This is a genomic window from Parabacteroides sp. AF14-59 (assembly GCF_003479515.1).
Taxonomy (GTDB): Bacteria; Bacteroidota; Bacteroidia; order Bacteroidales; family Tannerellaceae; genus Parabacteroides; species Parabacteroides faecis.
Map to the genome: position 1 here is coordinate 33,175 of NZ_QUHH01000037.1, position 15,134 is coordinate 48,308.

16 protein-coding genes are annotated in these 15,134 nt (G+C 46.0%); 2 read left to right on the plus strand and 14 right to left on the minus strand.

Features of this window, described 5'->3' with window-relative positions; translation table 11 throughout:
• Positions 1 to 16: 16 nt before the first annotated feature.
• The 13 genes from DWW23_RS25105 to DWW23_RS25165 all read right to left on the minus strand — a co-directional run bounded on the left by DWW23_RS25105 (position 17) and on the right by DWW23_RS25165 (position 11,197).
• Positions 17 to 1,063 (minus strand): aldo/keto reductase, encoded by a 1,047-nt coding sequence (locus DWW23_RS25105; RefSeq protein WP_122357204.1) that lies wholly within the window; start codon positions 1,061 to 1,063, stop codon positions 17 to 19.
• A gap of 21 nt (positions 1,064 to 1,084) precedes the next feature.
• Positions 1,085 to 1,894 (minus strand): hypothetical protein, encoded by an 810-nt coding sequence (locus DWW23_RS25110; RefSeq protein ID WP_122357205.1) that lies wholly within the window; start codon positions 1,892 to 1,894, stop codon positions 1,085 to 1,087.
• On the minus strand, positions 1,839 to 3,089 hold the full coding sequence (locus DWW23_RS25115) for a Gfo/Idh/MocA family protein (protein ID WP_122357206.1): 1,251 nt from the start codon (positions 3,087 to 3,089) through the stop codon (positions 1,839 to 1,841). The genes DWW23_RS25110 and DWW23_RS25115 overlap by 56 nt, the downstream gene beginning before the upstream one ends.
• 17 nt (positions 3,090 to 3,106) lie before the next feature.
• Complete coding sequence (locus DWW23_RS25120) at positions 3,107 to 4,468, minus strand: Gfo/Idh/MocA family protein (protein ID WP_122357207.1); 1,362 nt, start codon at positions 4,466 to 4,468, stop codon at positions 3,107 to 3,109.
• Between the two features lie 10 nt (positions 4,469 to 4,478).
• Positions 4,479 to 6,083, minus strand: coding sequence for an isochorismatase family protein (locus tag DWW23_RS25125; RefSeq protein ID WP_122357208.1), 1,605 nt, complete (start codon positions 6,081 to 6,083; stop codon positions 4,479 to 4,481).
• 219 nt (positions 6,084 to 6,302) lie between these two features.
• The gene (locus DWW23_RS25130) at positions 6,303 to 6,860 is read right to left on the minus strand and encodes a flavodoxin family protein (RefSeq protein WP_122357209.1); all 558 of its coding nucleotides are present in this window, start codon (positions 6,858 to 6,860) and stop codon (positions 6,303 to 6,305) included.
• A gap of 87 nt (positions 6,861 to 6,947) precedes the next feature.
• Complete coding sequence (locus DWW23_RS25135) at positions 6,948 to 7,829, minus strand: AraC family transcriptional regulator (RefSeq protein ID WP_122357210.1); 882 nt, start codon at positions 7,827 to 7,829, stop codon at positions 6,948 to 6,950.
• Between the two features lie 54 nt (positions 7,830 to 7,883).
• Positions 7,884 to 8,936, minus strand: coding sequence for an HPP family protein (locus tag DWW23_RS25140; protein ID WP_370449339.1), 1,053 nt, complete (start codon positions 8,934 to 8,936; stop codon positions 7,884 to 7,886).
• Between the two features lie 80 nt (positions 8,937 to 9,016).
• Positions 9,017 to 9,613 (minus strand): hypothetical protein, encoded by a 597-nt coding sequence (locus DWW23_RS25145; RefSeq protein ID WP_122357218.1) that lies wholly within the window; start codon positions 9,611 to 9,613, stop codon positions 9,017 to 9,019.
• A gap of 35 nt (positions 9,614 to 9,648) precedes the next feature.
• On the minus strand, positions 9,649 to 10,275 hold the full coding sequence (locus DWW23_RS25150) for a lysine exporter LysO family protein (RefSeq protein WP_122357211.1): 627 nt from the start codon (positions 10,273 to 10,275) through the stop codon (positions 9,649 to 9,651).
• Positions 10,272 to 10,550 carry a LysO family transporter gene (locus DWW23_RS25155; protein ID WP_122357212.1) on the minus strand — a complete coding sequence of 93 codons (279 nt, stop codon included), beginning with the start codon at positions 10,548 to 10,550 and terminating at the stop codon, positions 10,272 to 10,274. Before DWW23_RS25155 ends, DWW23_RS25150 begins: the two co-directional genes overlap by 4 nt.
• Positions 10,551 to 10,584: 34 nt before the next feature.
• The gene (locus DWW23_RS25160; protein ID WP_122357213.1) at positions 10,585 to 10,923 is read right to left on the minus strand and encodes a hypothetical protein; all 339 of its coding nucleotides are present in this window, start codon (positions 10,921 to 10,923) and stop codon (positions 10,585 to 10,587) included.
• 19 nt (positions 10,924 to 10,942) lie between these two features.
• Positions 10,943 to 11,197, minus strand: a complete 255-nt coding sequence (locus tag DWW23_RS25165; protein ID WP_122357214.1) for a sigma factor — start codon at positions 11,195 to 11,197, stop codon at positions 10,943 to 10,945.
• Positions 11,198 to 11,364: 167 nt separating this feature from the next.
• Between DWW23_RS25165 and DWW23_RS25170 the strand changes: the two genes are divergently transcribed.
• Together DWW23_RS25170 and DWW23_RS25175 are read left to right on the plus strand one after the other, a co-directional pair.
• Positions 11,365 to 13,620, plus strand: coding sequence for a GH92 family glycosyl hydrolase (locus DWW23_RS25170; protein WP_122357215.1), 2,256 nt, complete (start codon positions 11,365 to 11,367; stop codon positions 13,618 to 13,620).
• Between the two features lie 181 nt (positions 13,621 to 13,801).
• A complete protein-coding gene (locus DWW23_RS25175) occupies positions 13,802 to 14,122 on the plus strand; it encodes a YbjQ family protein (protein WP_122357216.1) in 321 nt (106 codons plus the stop codon).
• A gap of 48 nt (positions 14,123 to 14,170) precedes the next feature.
• On the opposite strand, the gene DWW23_RS25180 is transcribed toward DWW23_RS25175, so the two are convergent.
• Positions 14,171 to 14,983: an alpha/beta hydrolase gene (locus DWW23_RS25180; RefSeq protein WP_122357219.1), complete on the minus strand. Its 813-nt coding sequence runs from the start codon at positions 14,981 to 14,983 to the stop codon at positions 14,171 to 14,173.
• Between the last annotated feature and the right edge of the window lie 151 nt (positions 14,984 to 15,134).

Below are 15,134 nucleotides of genomic sequence, written 5' to 3' on the forward strand. Positions count from 1 at the left end.
TGTTTTTCAAGTATCGTTAATAAATACGGCTTTTCGAGCTATGTTCGTAATAATCCGGATTATTACCCAGTATCTCCAATACGGGAAGGCTTATACGATCGATCAATGCCTCCACCGGATCCGGTATTTCCAGGCTACATGCAGCAATGTTCATTTCCAATTCTTTCAGATTTCGTGACCCGACCAATGTCGAAGCCATAAAAGACTTCTTCAATATCCATGCTATCGAAAGCTGAGCCATATGAATATGCAAATCATTCGCTATTTCCCGCAACCGTTCCACCACTTCAAATATTTCTTTTTCCGCACCCTTTTCTCCGTGCCGTGAAGTTCCTCCTCCTCTGGAATCCGTAAAATGACGCGAATGAGCCTGGTGCATAGGCACTTCTTGCGGAGTTTTGTAAATACCTGCCAACACCCCTTGTTGTAAACCCATCGAGCCGATAATACCAATCTTGTTTTCCATGCAATAAGGGGCAATTTCTGCTTCAATAGCTCTCGATACGACATTATAACATATTTCATTCACATCGACCTGTACCTCTGTTGCCAATACCTCAGCCATCTGGCTACGACCGAAGTTACTCATTCCGATCGAGCGGATCAATCCCTCCTGTTTCAACTCCTCCAACTGCGCGTACGCCTCTTCGACAGTCGGAGGCAACCCGATAACATCATTGTCTGAAGTAAAATGTTCCAATGATAGTTTATTAATGGGCCAGTGCAGCATATAAACATCGATATAATCCGTTCCCAGGCGTTGCAGGCTTGCTTCACAATGTTTCCGTACCTGGCGGCAATTAGAAGGACTGATCTTGGATATGATCACTGCTTTTTCTCTATATCCTTTCAAGGCCTTTCCCAAAGACAATTCGCTCGCCCCGTTATTATACATTTCTGCCGTATCGAATGTATTCACACCCTGATCGAGAGCTGCATGAACGACCGTGTCTACATCCTTCTGGGATTGTTCACCCCAATACTCGCCTCCTCCGAAAGGCCAACAGCCGATCGTCATGGCAGATACCGATACGTCTGATTTACCTAATTTAGTAGTTTTCATTCATTTACAATTAAAAGTTAGTTAATTCAATACGTTCTGCTCCTTTACCTTATAATGATCGATCAGCCGGGGTCTGGGAGTGATGACCCGGATATCGATATGATCAAAAATATCTTTCGCTGTAGTGATTGTTGAATCGACAGGAAGCAACCTGTTTATCCCGTCTTCCCACAAAGACATGGAAGTCAGTTCCGGTATATAGCAATTACCTTTATCCGCTTTGATATTTATTTTATAAATAAGAGCGGGCTGGCCGCATGAATACTCATCCTCCCGGAGAGTCTCCCGGTTGAAAAACGGGTAAAACTCGTTATAATCGCCAGCCAGGTTCATTTCTATCCAGCAAATCCATTCGCTGCCCGGTTTTACCTCTGCCCGGACACGAAAATATTCATCCTTGGGAGTTGCCCCAGATATACCGTCATAATCCTGTTGCCCGTCCGGATTCGTACTACCGAACACATCCGACCAGTGCGGGATGGCAGTCGGAACATCCGCTTTTCCTTCCCAATCGCTTTCCCCGGCACGATAAGTTACGAATACCTGCTTCAACTTACCGCTTGCCGGATCCTCCAACCAGATAGCGAACTGAGGCGGTTCCGCATAGGCAGACAGATAGACCGCTTCTTTATTGATATGGATATTAAATTCGACCTGTACTCGGTGCCATGTCTGCAGAACGACAAGACAGGATATCCCGACCAGCAAAGCCAATCCTACAACTACCGCGATCAGTATATTTCTCTTACTTATAGTTCTTTTCATACCCATACCGTCAAAGTTGATAACCGTCCCGGTACGTTCTCTTATCCAGACGTACCGCTTCTTCATTGCCTGTTATCGTTTCTGTCACAGGGTCGATCCCGATCAGTTTTTTCCCCGAACGATAAGACAAATTAGCCAGATTGACCATATTGGCACTCATAACGCCTTCCCGGATAGGAGCATTTGTCGTTTTTCGCGAACGGATACATTCAATAAAGTTCTTATGATGTGCCTCATCCGGGAAAAAACCGGTTTTCTCGGCCAGCAACTCCCAATCCTTTCCGAAAACCTGCCATCCGCCACCATGACGGCCGAGATACATCAACCCTTCCGTTCCGTAAATTTCTATGCGCGTGGAATTGGTTCTCCATTCCGGAAATCTGTCACTGAAACGGACTTCCTGCGGTGTCTTCTCCAGATAATCTCCGTATTGTGAAGATTCGAGTGTAAGAGGATAGTCACCCATATCGAAGACTACAGTCTGATTATCCGGGATATCACGTTCGTCATCAAAGATCACCCTTCCTCCGGCACAGAACACATTGTGAGGTAATTGGGGATCTCCTAAAACCAACCGGGCCAGATCGACCACATGCGATGCATCACCGGACATCGCTCCGCCACCTGAATAAGCCCACCAGTCGGACCAGGCTTTATGACGGGACACGTTGTATGGGACTTGCTCTGCCGGTCCCAACCATTGATTCCAATCCAACCCCGTAGGGGCAGGAGTATCCGGCTTCAATACCCATTTACGGGTTCCGGGCAGCATACAATAGGTTTTCACCGCCACTATCTTCCCTAGTTTACCGGAAGAGAGATACTCTTTTGCGGCATAAGCATAACCGGCACTACGATTCTGAGTTCCACACTGAACCACACAGGAGTTCTCGGTCGCCGCTCCGATCATTTTCCGTCCTTCTTCAAAAGAGAGGCAGACGTTTTTCTCCACATAAACATCCTTACCTGCCCGGCAGGCCCGGACCATAGCCAGCGCATGCCAATGTTCAGGTGTCGCGATCACGACGGCATCCACATCTTTATCGTCCAGCACAGTCCGCATATCTGCTACTTTGACCGGCTTATACCCCTGTAACCTCGATAACTCCTGAACTGCATTTCCACCCCTGGATTCATCTACATCACAGACATATTTAACTTCAACGCCGAACGTACACTGCAGCATACTAAGTATGAGCTGGGTTCCCCGTCCACCCACGCCTATCAGCGCAAGGACTACCTTGTCATTTGCAGCTATCATGGTTTATTCTGTTTTCGTTATACTTTTTCCGGGATCACATAACCGGACCGATAACTACCTCGTACCAGTTTGTTTGCCTGCTCGTTATTGCTGATCTGCTCTGTAGCAGGGTCGAAAAGGAGCTGTCTGTTCCCCGTCCGGAAAGCGATATTACCCAAATGTACCAACGTTGCACTCCGGTGGCATTCTTCCACCTCCCCGTTAGGTGTTTTCCGTGTGCGAAGCGACCGGATGAAATCCATCTGGTGCTCGGCATCCGGCATCACGCCGCCATCCTGTGCCACGATCTCGTTACCAGGCCCCAACACCTGCCAGCCACCCCCATGACGACCCAGATACATCAGCCCTTCCGTTCCGTAAATCTCTGTCCGGGTGGCATTGTTGCGCCAATCCGGGAAACGAGTGTTATCCTGACGAATATCATTCGGCGTCTTGATCATGTAATTGGTTGCACAAGCATTATCGCATGTCAATGTGAACTCATCGAAATCGTAAACGATCGACTGAAACTCCGGTGTTTCGCGCGTACCGCCAAACACATGATTCCCACCCCAACCATAAACCGACTTCGGATGACCGGGGTCTCCTATCACCATACGTGCCAGGTCCATCACATGCGACGCATCGTCAGAAAGGCCGCCTCCGCTATATGCCCAATAGTTAAGCCATCCTCCCCGCCCGTTTTCGGAGACAATAGTCGGACTATAGGGTCTCATCGGTGCCGGTCCCAACCATTTATCCCAGTCGAGCCACTGTGGAACGGCTGTTTCAGGTGCTTCTTCAAACTTAGCGCCTCCCAACATATTGTAGCATTTAACGGTTACGATCTTCCCTAATTTACCGGAAGCGATATAATCGCGTGCGGTAAATCCGTAAGGCGCACTGCGGTTCTGGAACCCGACCTGTACAATCCGTTTATACCTTTTTGCAGCTTCCACCATTTTACGTCCCTCCCAGATATTGATCGTCGGATTTTTCTCTACATAAACATCCTTTCCCGCCTGGCAGGCCCATATCGTGGCAAGTGTATGCCAATGCTCGGGTGTCGAAATCCAGACAGCATCCACATCTTTGTCATCGAATATTTCCTGCATATTCTCTGTTTTTGCCGGACGATACCCCAGTTCTTTTTCCACCTTGTCAATCGCATTCGCCAATTTGGTCCGGTTCACGTCGCAGACCGTTTTAATCACTACATTTTCATTGATCTTACAGCAATTTATGATCGTTCCGAGTCCCCGGCCTCCGGAACCGACCAAAGCCAACACGATACGGTCGTTCGCCCCTACGCACGACGAAGTACTCAACAGGCTTCCCATTCCCAGCGAGACGCCGGCTGTAGCCAACATTCCCGACCTGATAAAATTCCTTCTGTTCATACTTGCTGATTTATTTATGAGAATTATTCAACAGATAATCGACAGTATTGAACATCAGGTTCCGGAAACTCTCGTTTTTCCAGTCATCCCAATGCCCCAGAGATGTATAGATCACATTTTTTCCATTGATCCACATGACCGGTTCGTCGGGTACTCCCGGATTGCTTCCCAACAGCAGAATCGTTGCTTTGCCGGTACGGAGCGGGCGGTTTTTATATAGCCAGCTCGGACTATTGAACTCAGACGCCACCCCTTTCAGGATCGGATGGTTTTCCATGCCGGGAACTACTTTCACATCCGTTCCAGTTTTCAGATGCCCGTAATGCCCGGTATAGTTGCCTCCGAGTATCTCTTTATCAAATTCAGGCCACTGAGCCAACAGGTCCGAAGCATTCTCCTGAGCCGTTACAACACCGCCACCTTCACGAGGCACGTTTCCCTTGGCGTCGAATGCATGTGATGCCGTACGGATACCGAGCAAGGGACGTCCGCTTGCCACATACTCTTTTATCTTTCTCATTTTTTCAGGTTCGAGAGCACGACGACGAGTAAATATAACTGCCAGGTCCGCATCTTCCAGTATTTGCAGGTTTTCCAGATTATGTCGTCCGGGTCCTGTCATGACAGGGACTCCCAACGCAAAATCGCTATGTATATTATTCAGGGTTAATTCGTGTGCAAATTCCGGTAAACGTACATTGGCATGATATTCACTTTCGGCAGTCACAAACGCGATGCGGGGACGCTTGTCACCTTGAAAGCAGAATTGTTTTTTTCCTGTAAAATCAGAGGATACAATAGTAGGACAAACGTATTTCTCAATATACTCTACCATCAGGTCGAGACCGGAGAAATGGTCTACCTGCGGAGCCCTCCGATGGTTATACATCAGATCGGTCATATCGCGCATAAGCACGACATTCATTCCCATCTTCTTCATTGCACGCAGTCCGAAAGAACGACCGATCACACACATATTGGTATGGACACCTGCCAGGATCACATTCTTAATACCTTTCTTTTTAAAATAAGTACCTATTTCACTTCCCGAATCACTGATCAGGTCGTTCTCCTGTATTGTTAAGGCATCGATTTGTTTTGTCCAGGCCCGATGGTTTTGACAGGAAGGATCGTCATCGCAACCTTCGTCAGACTGGTCGACCGGCCATGCAGCATTCTCTTCCGCCGGTAGTTTTTCTCCGTTCGCCAGTTCGCTGATTTTCTTATCCTTGTATCCGGCTATTTTTTTCCTACCCGGGTAATCCTTATAATAATCCATGCAATCGCTCGGAGCATGCACGATCGTCACTCCCTTTTCGCGGGCCAGAATAAGTACTTCATTCAATGCGGGGGCCATCTCCGCCACACGGGCTGTAGCACCTTTGCACCAATGTTTGTCCCACATATCGCAAATGATAATTGCCGTCTCATTAGGTTTCCAATTCTCTATTCGGTTGGAAACAAAAAATGAACCTGGAATAAAATCAGAGGGAATCCGCTGTTGTGTAGAGATCTTTAAAGGATCGGGAGCTTTCTTCTTCTGTACGGTTGCTTCTCCCACCGATAAGCAGAGCAGGAAAGCAACAATCATGGTTAGCATAATCCGTATTCTCATGGTTTTCTAAATTAAGTTTACACAAAAATACCGGATATCATTTTGGCAATTTATGTAGAATATCGATATTCTATAAGTATAAATCGACATTCCGATGACATTTATCGATTTACAGAACCAGCCGCCTACCAGCACTACAGCCACATGTATGCGGATCAAATCAGTAGCCAGCTTTAATGGCTCTGATCTCATCCGCTTTTTATCAGATAAACAATCGGATTACCGGATTGACAAACCTAGCTGCCGTGCCTCATCTAAAGCCGGATGTCCTTTAATATCTCCGATCTTCATAACACCTCCGGCATATACCTCACCGGCATTCTTCCATTCCAGATGTTTCAATAAAGCATGATAATAATGTTCTACCGGCTCAAAATTGTCTCTGGTATCTCCTTCAGCCGCCATCAACATGATACATTCTTTCTTCTGGTTTCTGTAATCTCCGTCTTTTTCGGCTACGGCAAACAGACGGTCGAAAGCGGCTTTCAACTGGGCGGTAATGCTCCAGTAATACATCGGTGATGCCAGTACCACAATATTCGCTTCCTCATAAACAGGATAGATCTGGTCCATGTCATCTTTCTGGGTACAAGGACTGTCCGGATTTTTACCTCCTCCCAGACATCCCAGGCAAGGATGGATATTCATCTTTTGCAAGTTAAAAGTTTTCACTGTATGTCCAGCCTGTTCCGCTCCCTGCACAAATGCGTCGATAAGTCCTGCCGTGTTTCCTTTCAGACGGGGACTGCCGTTCAGAATAATGATTTTCTTGTTCATAATCGCTACTTTTACTATTAGTTGTATACAAAGTTAACGATAGACAAGTCTTCGGAAGTTTCCATCCGGCTCAAAGAATATGACTGTTTAGTTCAATATACTTTTCTTATTCAACAATTCGGAAGGGGGCATCCCGTAGTGATCTTTGAAGATACGGGAGAAATGTGTAGGATTCTCAAAGCCTAACGAATAGCAGACATCGGAAACAGACATCGCCGTATTTTGCAGCATCTCTTTCGCACGGCTCAGACGATGTTCACGTATCCATTGGGCAGGCGGCATATTATAAGTACTTTGGAAGTCACGTTTGAAGCTCGACAGGCTGCGACCGGAAAGATAAGCCAGTTCGGGGAGGGTGATCGGTGAGGCATAATGTTGCTCCACCACCTGCCGGATATCTGTCCGCACAGGCTGACGTAGTTGTAATATCTGGCGGAATATATTCTTGCTGCATTCCGAGACATCATACAGCATCTCCATGATCTTTAGTTTCAACAGTCCAGGATTGACGGAAGCCGGGGCATTGAAGTAAGGTTTCAGAGAATGGGCAAAGGCAACCAGACAGTCGCTCATAGGATTGACCGTGTTCCTGATCTCTTCCGTCATACGGGGAATATTGACATGCTGCATCGTAAGGAACTCTTTCAGCAACTCGTCTTTCAGGCAAAACATCTGGCTGTCGAATATGTCGGCATTATCGGGGTTTCCCTCTTTTTCATAACTGACTACCGTCGCCTTTCGCAACAAGATCATCTCATGCTTTCCGACAACATAGGTTTGTTTGCCGTAACGGAGGGTTACCGTACCATCGAGTACCATCATCAGCATATGTTCTTCAAGGAACATCGTACCGGAAGATCCCATGCTATGAATGCAGGACTCAATAACAGTTCCCCCTTCCAACCGGAGCGAACTTTGCGTACAATCACCCGAAACAAGGGCTGTCGGAACTTTTATATACTTTATCATGACGGAATAACCTTTTTAACGGATACTTTCCACAAAGGTAGTGATTTATTTAAATCATTCTTTTCCCCTGTTACCACGCGGCAGACGATCACGCAGATAAACTGGTGTCAGGCAATAGATCAGCTGGGCATGCGGCCATTTATAGCATCGCATGAAAAAGACGAGTCCCGTACCGATAAACAACATCGCCCCGATAGCCACCTGCAAAGGAAACCAGACCAACGCCTCCTGCGGAAGCAACATCGGAAGCAAGGCGAGTGCACCTGCCGGAGCAAAGAACTTCCCGACCCATTCGAATACGGTAAAAAGGATGATAAACACGAATAAGGCAACCGCTGTTTCCGGAAGCCCTAAATAATAATGTCCGATCAACTGGCTGAACGACCCGACCAAAGCCCCTGTTATCAATAAAAGTATCATCTGCACGGGACGATTCCTGAAACCGGCTTTCGAATTGGTAAATTCCACAAAAGCAACGACCAGCGGAGGAACGATCAGGAAAGGACTATCTGTAAACAAGGCTAACGAAGCAATCGCCAAAATACTCGTCAAGAGGCTGATCCAACGAATAATATCATTTTTCCAAAGTCGTTCATTCGGTTCATAAACAACCTCATGCCGGATATTGCTTTTCTCCATCCATTTCTGCCCGCTCACGACGATCATCGACATGACAAACACAGCTACCGGATACATCCAGCTCTCCGTCTTCAATAAAACAGGAAGCATACAGGCGGAAATCAACGGTATCAGTGTCGCCCGCGAGATCAACAAACAAACCGCAGCAAACAGAAAAGCCAGACATAGATTGACAAGCAGCGGGAACGGGGAATAAAGGACCAGACACACGCCGGTTATTGCACCAACAGTCATTAGGGTGACCATCTGCCAGCGTTTCACTTTCCACACACGTTTATCGATAATCCACATACCGATCGTGAGGGCGGCCATTTCAGGAAAGATAACCTCTGTCTCACCCAACAAACCTGCTGTAGCTACCATCAGCAGGATCATGCCCAATGCCAGAAGATAACGTTTACGTTGGAGAGGATCTGCGAATAGTCCTTTAAATAACCGGTTGCCGGAAGAGTTATTCTGATTTGTCATTCAATGCTTGTATCTAAAACCTGTACAAAGATAGTAAATCATTGATAAACACAGATTCTATCAGACAACTAATGACTGTTTTAATCGGGTATCGCCATGCGGGAAGATGAAAAGTCCAGCTTTTTATATTTATCTTTCATTCGATCGTCGGCTTGTTCCTTATCGTCGGTAAAATAAACGGGGGATTGCTCGAAATGCCAGGTGCCGGCATAGTTCAGCGTATTCGGGGCAACGGTAAATTTAAACAGGACCAGTTCGTCCGGGCGTTGTTCCTTGTTCTTTATCTTCCGTTCCGTCTCCAGGATAGAGTCTTCTCCTTTATAAATGGGTTCCATATAGGATTTACCGCCATACCATTTACTTTCCGTCCACCAATAATTCAGGATCGCATACGTTCCCGGTTCAATCAGGTAACAGAACGGATTTTCCTTGGAGGTCTTAAAGGTAGACTTTACCCTGAAGATAAATACTTCGTTCGTCTCAATATTGATTATCCGGATATCCTGGGGATAACCTCCGCTCTTAAACTTTTTCAGGCGTTGGATGAAATCACCGTAAAATGCGGCTTGTCCGGCCGGGATCGCATCGTTATCTCCCAATTTATCCAGTCTTCGCCCCGGCTGTCCGGCTGCGCAGAACGAAATGAGCAGCAATATAGCAATAAGTAAGTTTCTCATACAGGTCATTATGCTATCTTTATTGACTATCCTATTCACATTGAACAGAAAAAAGAGACAAAGAATGGTACCGTAAAATCGACCAGAATACCGTGGAAGATAGAAACGAATACCAGATCTTTTCCTGAATAACGGGTAATAATCGGTAATGTTGTATCCATCGTCGTCGCTCCTCCGGCACAGATAGGAGCCAAACGGCCGAAATATCTGACAAATAAAGGAGCGCCCAGCAGAGCTATAATCTCACGGATTATATTGGCTATCAATGCGATCGTTCCTAACTCCGTAGCCATCTGGACACCCAAAGAGGCCTCCTTCAATTCCGTTATCAGGATAGATGACAATGAATAATAAGCAAATCCGCTACCCACCGCCAGACAGTCGAACACACTCCATTTGGTTATCACCAGACTGATCAGAGCCGAAGCTGTCAGTGTCCCGATAATAGTAGCCAAAGGGACCAGCAATAGTTTAGGTCGGATACTGCACAAGATCTCTTTCAACTTCTTATCGCTACCGATACTCAGCCCTACCTGAAACATCAGCAGGTAAAGCACATACATAGTCATATTATTTTCAACGATTACATCCGGCAGATACCCGCTCCATCCCAGGATACAGCCGAATGCAAAGAAAGCGACAACGATCAGACTCCCCCTCATTCCCCCCTCCTTTCCTTAAAGAAGAAATGGTAAACGCCCCAGGCAGCCAGCACACTTCCGGCAGTTCCGGCCAAAGCGATCAGAAAAGCCTGTCCGCCCAATGTTGTCAGATTATTGACAATCGCATCATTCGCCCCTACTGAGATACCCAGCAGAAACAGCAAGAGTAGGATTGTATAAGAAATAGGCTTACCGATCTTTTGCAGCAGTTCCACCTTCCGCAAAAGATATCCGGCAGCGATGCCACCAAACATGATTCCAATTACCGTGAACATGATCTTTCAAATTTCCTGCAAAGGTAAGAATATATCAAACACAGCAATTCTTCTCTATCATAAAAGAAGATGTCAGCAACAGGACTAACAAAAGGATAATAATGACACTTACCAAAGTGGTAAATGAATAGAAAAGACGAAGATGCCGCCGTTTCTTCTCCCTGCTGATCCGCTGGAGAACTTTCAAGTCAAACTCCTTCCCTAACGGTGGCAGGATCTCAGCTTCGGGAGACATGAACCAGGCACGGTAAGGGCGTAACTCCGGCGGCAATGTTTCTGCCGAGAAAAAGTGACGCAATTCCCGTTCTTCTTCAATAGTGGTAGCACACTCCCAGTATTTGTCCAACAATAATGTAATACGGTTACAATCCATATTCGCTGTTTAAACAATATTATCTGACTACGAAACTTTCTGTTCGTTTCTTCTTTAAGTTGACTGTTTCCAACGCCATATTCCGTGTGACCATCAGGCAATAAGAAGGAAGATCTTCTATTACGATCCATGCGGCCCGTTCATTCCAAACCTTCAACATGACGTCCTGAACGATCTGTTCCGAACGCTCTGCATTACCGGTGATCCTGAAAGCAACCCGTAACAGGTTGTCTTTTAGCGGCAGTATCCTTGTTATGAATTCGTCTGTTCTCATCTCTGTTATATTAGACGAGTAACCCAGGTAAAAGGTTGCAGTTTCCTGTCACTTTTTTTTACCAGATGATAGAAAAACACCGCTATATAGTTCTTTTTCATTATATTTGTAGCAGTTCTAACAAATAATTGATACGCATAATATCAAACTAAATCAATAAATAAAAAGTGAAAAAGACGATCTTATTCCTCCAGGCTGCTGTACTTTGCCTGCTGGCAGGATGCCAGTCAGCCCCCGGCAGCGGCTTATTAAGCGATGAAATCAAGTATGTCGATCCGTTCATCGGAACCGGATTCCACGGACATACCTTTCCCGGTGCCACCCGTCCGTTCGCCATGGTACAGGTTAGCCCCGACACTCATATCATGGGCTGGGATGCCAGTAGCGGTTATCATTATGACGACCGGGAAATCTACGGATTCAGTCATACACACCTTTCAGGTACCGGAATCGGCGACCTGGGGGACGTAGCATTACTGCCTTTCTCCGGTGCCGACTCAATCAAACCTGTCGGTCTTTTCAATAAGGACACCGAAAAAGCGACTCCGGGTTATTACGCCGTACGCCTGGATAACTTCGGCGTAAACGTGGAATTGACAAGTACTGATAAAGTCGGTTTCCACAAATACACCTACGACAACCCTAAAGATCGCCGCGTAATGCTCGACCTGGGGCATATCCTCCAACCGAACTGGGGACATAAACTGGTAGATAACAGCTACCTGTTCGTGAATGATTCGACAGTTGAAGGTACTGTCCGTACACAAGGGTGGGCACATTTCCACTCGGTTTCTTACCGGATCACCTTCTCTGAACCTATCGAAACAATATACCAATATATCGACGGTAAATTACGCCAGGATTCATTGTTCCTGCGTATCAATACTACTGAAGATCTGAAATTCCATTATAAATTCCCGGAAAAGGCAGAACCTCTGTACGTAAAGGTGGCACTTTCCATGGTAGATACGGAAGGAGCAGAAAAGAATCTCGAAGCAGAGCTTCCAGGCTGGGATTTCGAAGCCACCCGCATCAAATCGGCTGAGATATGGAACGACGCGCTGAATGCAATCGAAATTCAGGCAGATCCTACTGTAATGGTGAATTTCTACACAGCTCTATACCATACGATGATCGCTCCGTTCGCTTATCAGGACGTAGATGGGCGCTATCTGGGTATGGATAAAAAAGTACATAAGGCAGAACCCGGTTATACGAACTATTCCGTATTCTCTTTGTGGGATACATTCCGTGCCTTGCATCCGTTGATGACGATCATCAATCCGGATCTGGCTGCCGACTGGGGTAAAGTATTGGTACAGGGATATAAAGAAGGCGGTATCCTGCCGAAATGGCCGTTAGCTTCCAGCTACACAGGTTGTATGGTAGGTTATCCTGCCGTATCCGTTCTGGCTGACCTGGTTTGTAAAGACCTGGCTGACAGTGACCTGAAAACATGGGCGGAAGCTGGTGCACGTTCTTCTGTTTACCGTGAAGACCTGGCTGAAAAGTTCAAGGGGACACGCGAACTCGATCTGATCACCCGCCATCCTTATTATAAAGAAAAATATGGTTTCGTTCCGGCTGACTCCGTTCCCGAATCCGTATCCTGGGGATTGGAAATGGCTTATGAAGATTGGTGTATCTCACAAATCGCTGCTAAAGCAGGATTGGATTCGTTGGCACAGGCTTATGCTGCCAAAGGGGAATACTACAAACGTTATCTGGACCCGGAAACAAAGATGATGCGTCCCATTATGGGTGACGGAACTTTCCGCACTCCGTTCAATCCGCGTTACTCCGCACACATGAGAAGTGATTATACGGAAGGAAATGCTTTCCAGTGGAGTTTCTTCGCACCGCATGATATGGATAACTTCATTGCTACGATCGGTGGCAAGAAAGAATTGGAAACACGTCTGGATACCTTGTTTACAACATCTTCACAGGTCGATGGTGAACATGCATCAGGCGATATCACCGGTCTGATCGGCCAGTATGCTCACGGTAACGAGCCGAGCCATCATATGGCTTACTTATATAACTGGACGGATTCACCCTGGAAAGGACAAGAACGCCTGGACTATATTATGCGTGAATTCTATACGAATAAACCGGATGGCATCATCGGTAATGAAGATTGCGGACAGATGTCGGCATGGTATGTTATGAGTGCATTAGGCTTCTACCAGGTTGCTCCGGGTATTCCGGTTTACACATTGGGACGTCCGATGATAGATCGTGCTTTAATACGCGTGAAAGGGGGAGCTTTTGAGATCCGGGTGGAAAACAACAGTCCGGAAAACAAATATATAGAAAGAGTTTTGCTGAACGGCAAAGTACTGGATACTCCGTTTATCTCGCATAATGATATCGTTAAAGGTGGTAAACTTGTATTTGAAATGACGAACACACATCCGTAAAAATCCGGTGCTTATCCGTTCACAAGCGGATAAGCATCCAATGACAAACGGATAGGCATCCGATAAACGACGGGCAGAGATTCCATACAAATGAACCTCTGCCCGTTTTTATTTGTTCCAAATCCAATCATCTATTCAATATAATGGATATATTTGCTGCAGACTATAAAATAAAAAAGCTATGTTATTAACAACGACAAACAACATCGAAGGGAAAAAGATCACCCAATATTATGGAATAGTTTCCGGCGAGACAATCATCGGGGCAAATGTATTCAAAGATTTTTTTGCAGGAATACGCGATATCGTAGGTGGTCGGGCCGGCTCATACGAAAGTGTGTTACGCGAAGCAAAAGATACGGCCTTGCAGGAAATGAGCGAGCATGCTGCCCGCCTGGGCGCCAATGCTGTCATTGCGGTGGACCTGGACTATGAAACTGTAGGAGGGAGCGGAAGTATGCTGATGGTCACAGCTGCCGGAACAGCAGTACGCTACGAATGATATAATCCGTTCCCGTGTCAATCACGGGAACAGGTTTTCTTCGCCCTTTCAACGCGTTTCCAAAATCTTTTTCACATGATTCTTCAGTATATGAAAAGCCGGAGCCGCCATTGAGCCGTGATCATAGCCATCCAGTTCATACAAATAAGTTTCTTTATGTCCTGCCACCTTCATCATACGCCAGAAGTATGCATTTTCCTCATAGCGTCCCAGCATCTCCATTTCACGGTCTCCGGACACAATTATTAAAGGAGGAGCATCCGGACGGACATAATAAAGAGGGGCATATTCATCAATACTGGGCTGCGTCTCTTTCATCCCTAAAGATTCCCGGTACGCAAAATGACTGATAGCATGCCCGCTAAAAGGTATTAACGCAGCAATAGAATCGGCATCTATCGAATATACCTGGAGCCATTTTTTATCCAATCCGATCATATTTGTCAGATAGCCGCCTGCAGAATGTCCTGAGACAAAAATACGTTGCCGACTACCTCCATATTTCTCGATTGTCTTAAAAGTCCATGCAACCGCAGCGGCCGCATCATCGATACAATCTTTAATAGAACATTTGGGTAATAAACGATAATTGACGGCAACAACTGCCAGTCCGCAATTTTTCAACTCATCCGGAATAAATTTACTTCCACCGGACAGTCCCCCACCATGAAACCAAACGACTGTTCCGAAATCCTCCAGGTTTTCCGGATAATAAATATCCACTTTGCAACGTTCCAGGCCATAAGGATCGCCTGTCGTACGATATGGAACATCTTTTTCTACGATATAACTTATATCTTTCTGAGCAGAAAGAACAGAGGATACGAGAAGGAATACAAATAAAATATAAGACTTGATCATAAAGCATTGATTTTTGGACAAAGATAAAGGATTTGTATAAAACAAAAAAGGAGTCGGTTCCATTATGCCAATAAAGAAAAGTGAAACCATGATAAATAAAAAAAGGAGTCCACTCTTTCGAATGAACTCCTTCTACCTTTCAGCTCTCGCT

What these genes read in the sequence shown, in the direction of transcription:
- DWW23_RS25105 (WP_122357204.1), bottom strand. Translation starts at nt 1,063, where the DNA reads ATGAAAACTACTAAATTAGGTAAATCAGACGTATCGGTATCTGCCATG.
- DWW23_RS25110 (WP_122357205.1), bottom strand. Translation starts at nt 1,894, where the DNA reads ATGAAGAAGCGGTACGTCTGGATAAGAGAACGTACCGGGACGGTTATC.
- DWW23_RS25115 (WP_122357206.1), bottom strand. Translation starts at nt 3,089, where the DNA reads ATGATAGCTGCAAATGACAAGGTAGTCCTTGCGCTGATAGGCGTGGGT.
- DWW23_RS25120 (WP_122357207.1), bottom strand. Translation starts at nt 4,468, where the DNA reads ATGAACAGAAGGAATTTTATCAGGTCGGGAATGTTGGCTACAGCCGGC.
- DWW23_RS25125 (WP_122357208.1), bottom strand. Translation starts at nt 6,083, where the DNA reads ATGAGAATACGGATTATGCTAACCATGATTGTTGCTTTCCTGCTCTGC.
- DWW23_RS25130 (WP_122357209.1), bottom strand. Translation starts at nt 6,860, where the DNA reads ATGAACAAGAAAATCATTATTCTGAACGGCAGTCCCCGTCTGAAAGGA.
- DWW23_RS25135 (WP_122357210.1), bottom strand. Translation starts at nt 7,829, where the DNA reads ATGATAAAGTATATAAAAGTTCCGACAGCCCTTGTTTCGGGTGATTGT.
- DWW23_RS25140 (WP_370449339.1), bottom strand. Translation starts at nt 8,936, where the DNA reads ATGACAAATCAGAATAACTCTTCCGGCAACCGGTTATTTAAAGGACTA.
- DWW23_RS25145 (WP_122357218.1), bottom strand. Translation starts at nt 9,613, where the DNA reads ATGAGAAACTTACTTATTGCTATATTGCTGCTCATTTCGTTCTGCGCA.
- DWW23_RS25150 (WP_122357211.1), bottom strand. Translation starts at nt 10,275, where the DNA reads ATGAGGGGGAGTCTGATCGTTGTCGCTTTCTTTGCATTCGGCTGTATC.
- DWW23_RS25155 (WP_122357212.1), bottom strand. Translation starts at nt 10,550, where the DNA reads ATGTTCACGGTAATTGGAATCATGTTTGGTGGCATCGCTGCCGGATAT.
- DWW23_RS25160 (WP_122357213.1), bottom strand. Translation starts at nt 10,923, where the DNA reads ATGGATTGTAACCGTATTACATTATTGTTGGACAAATACTGGGAGTGT.
- DWW23_RS25165 (WP_122357214.1), bottom strand. Translation starts at nt 11,197, where the DNA reads ATGAGAACAGACGAATTCATAACAAGGATACTGCCGCTAAAAGACAAC.
- DWW23_RS25175 (WP_122357216.1), top strand. Translation starts at nt 13,802, where the DNA reads ATGTTATTAACAACGACAAACAACATCGAAGGGAAAAAGATCACCCAA.
- DWW23_RS25180 (WP_122357219.1), bottom strand. Translation starts at nt 14,983, where the DNA reads ATGATCAAGTCTTATATTTTATTTGTATTCCTTCTCGTATCCTCTGTT.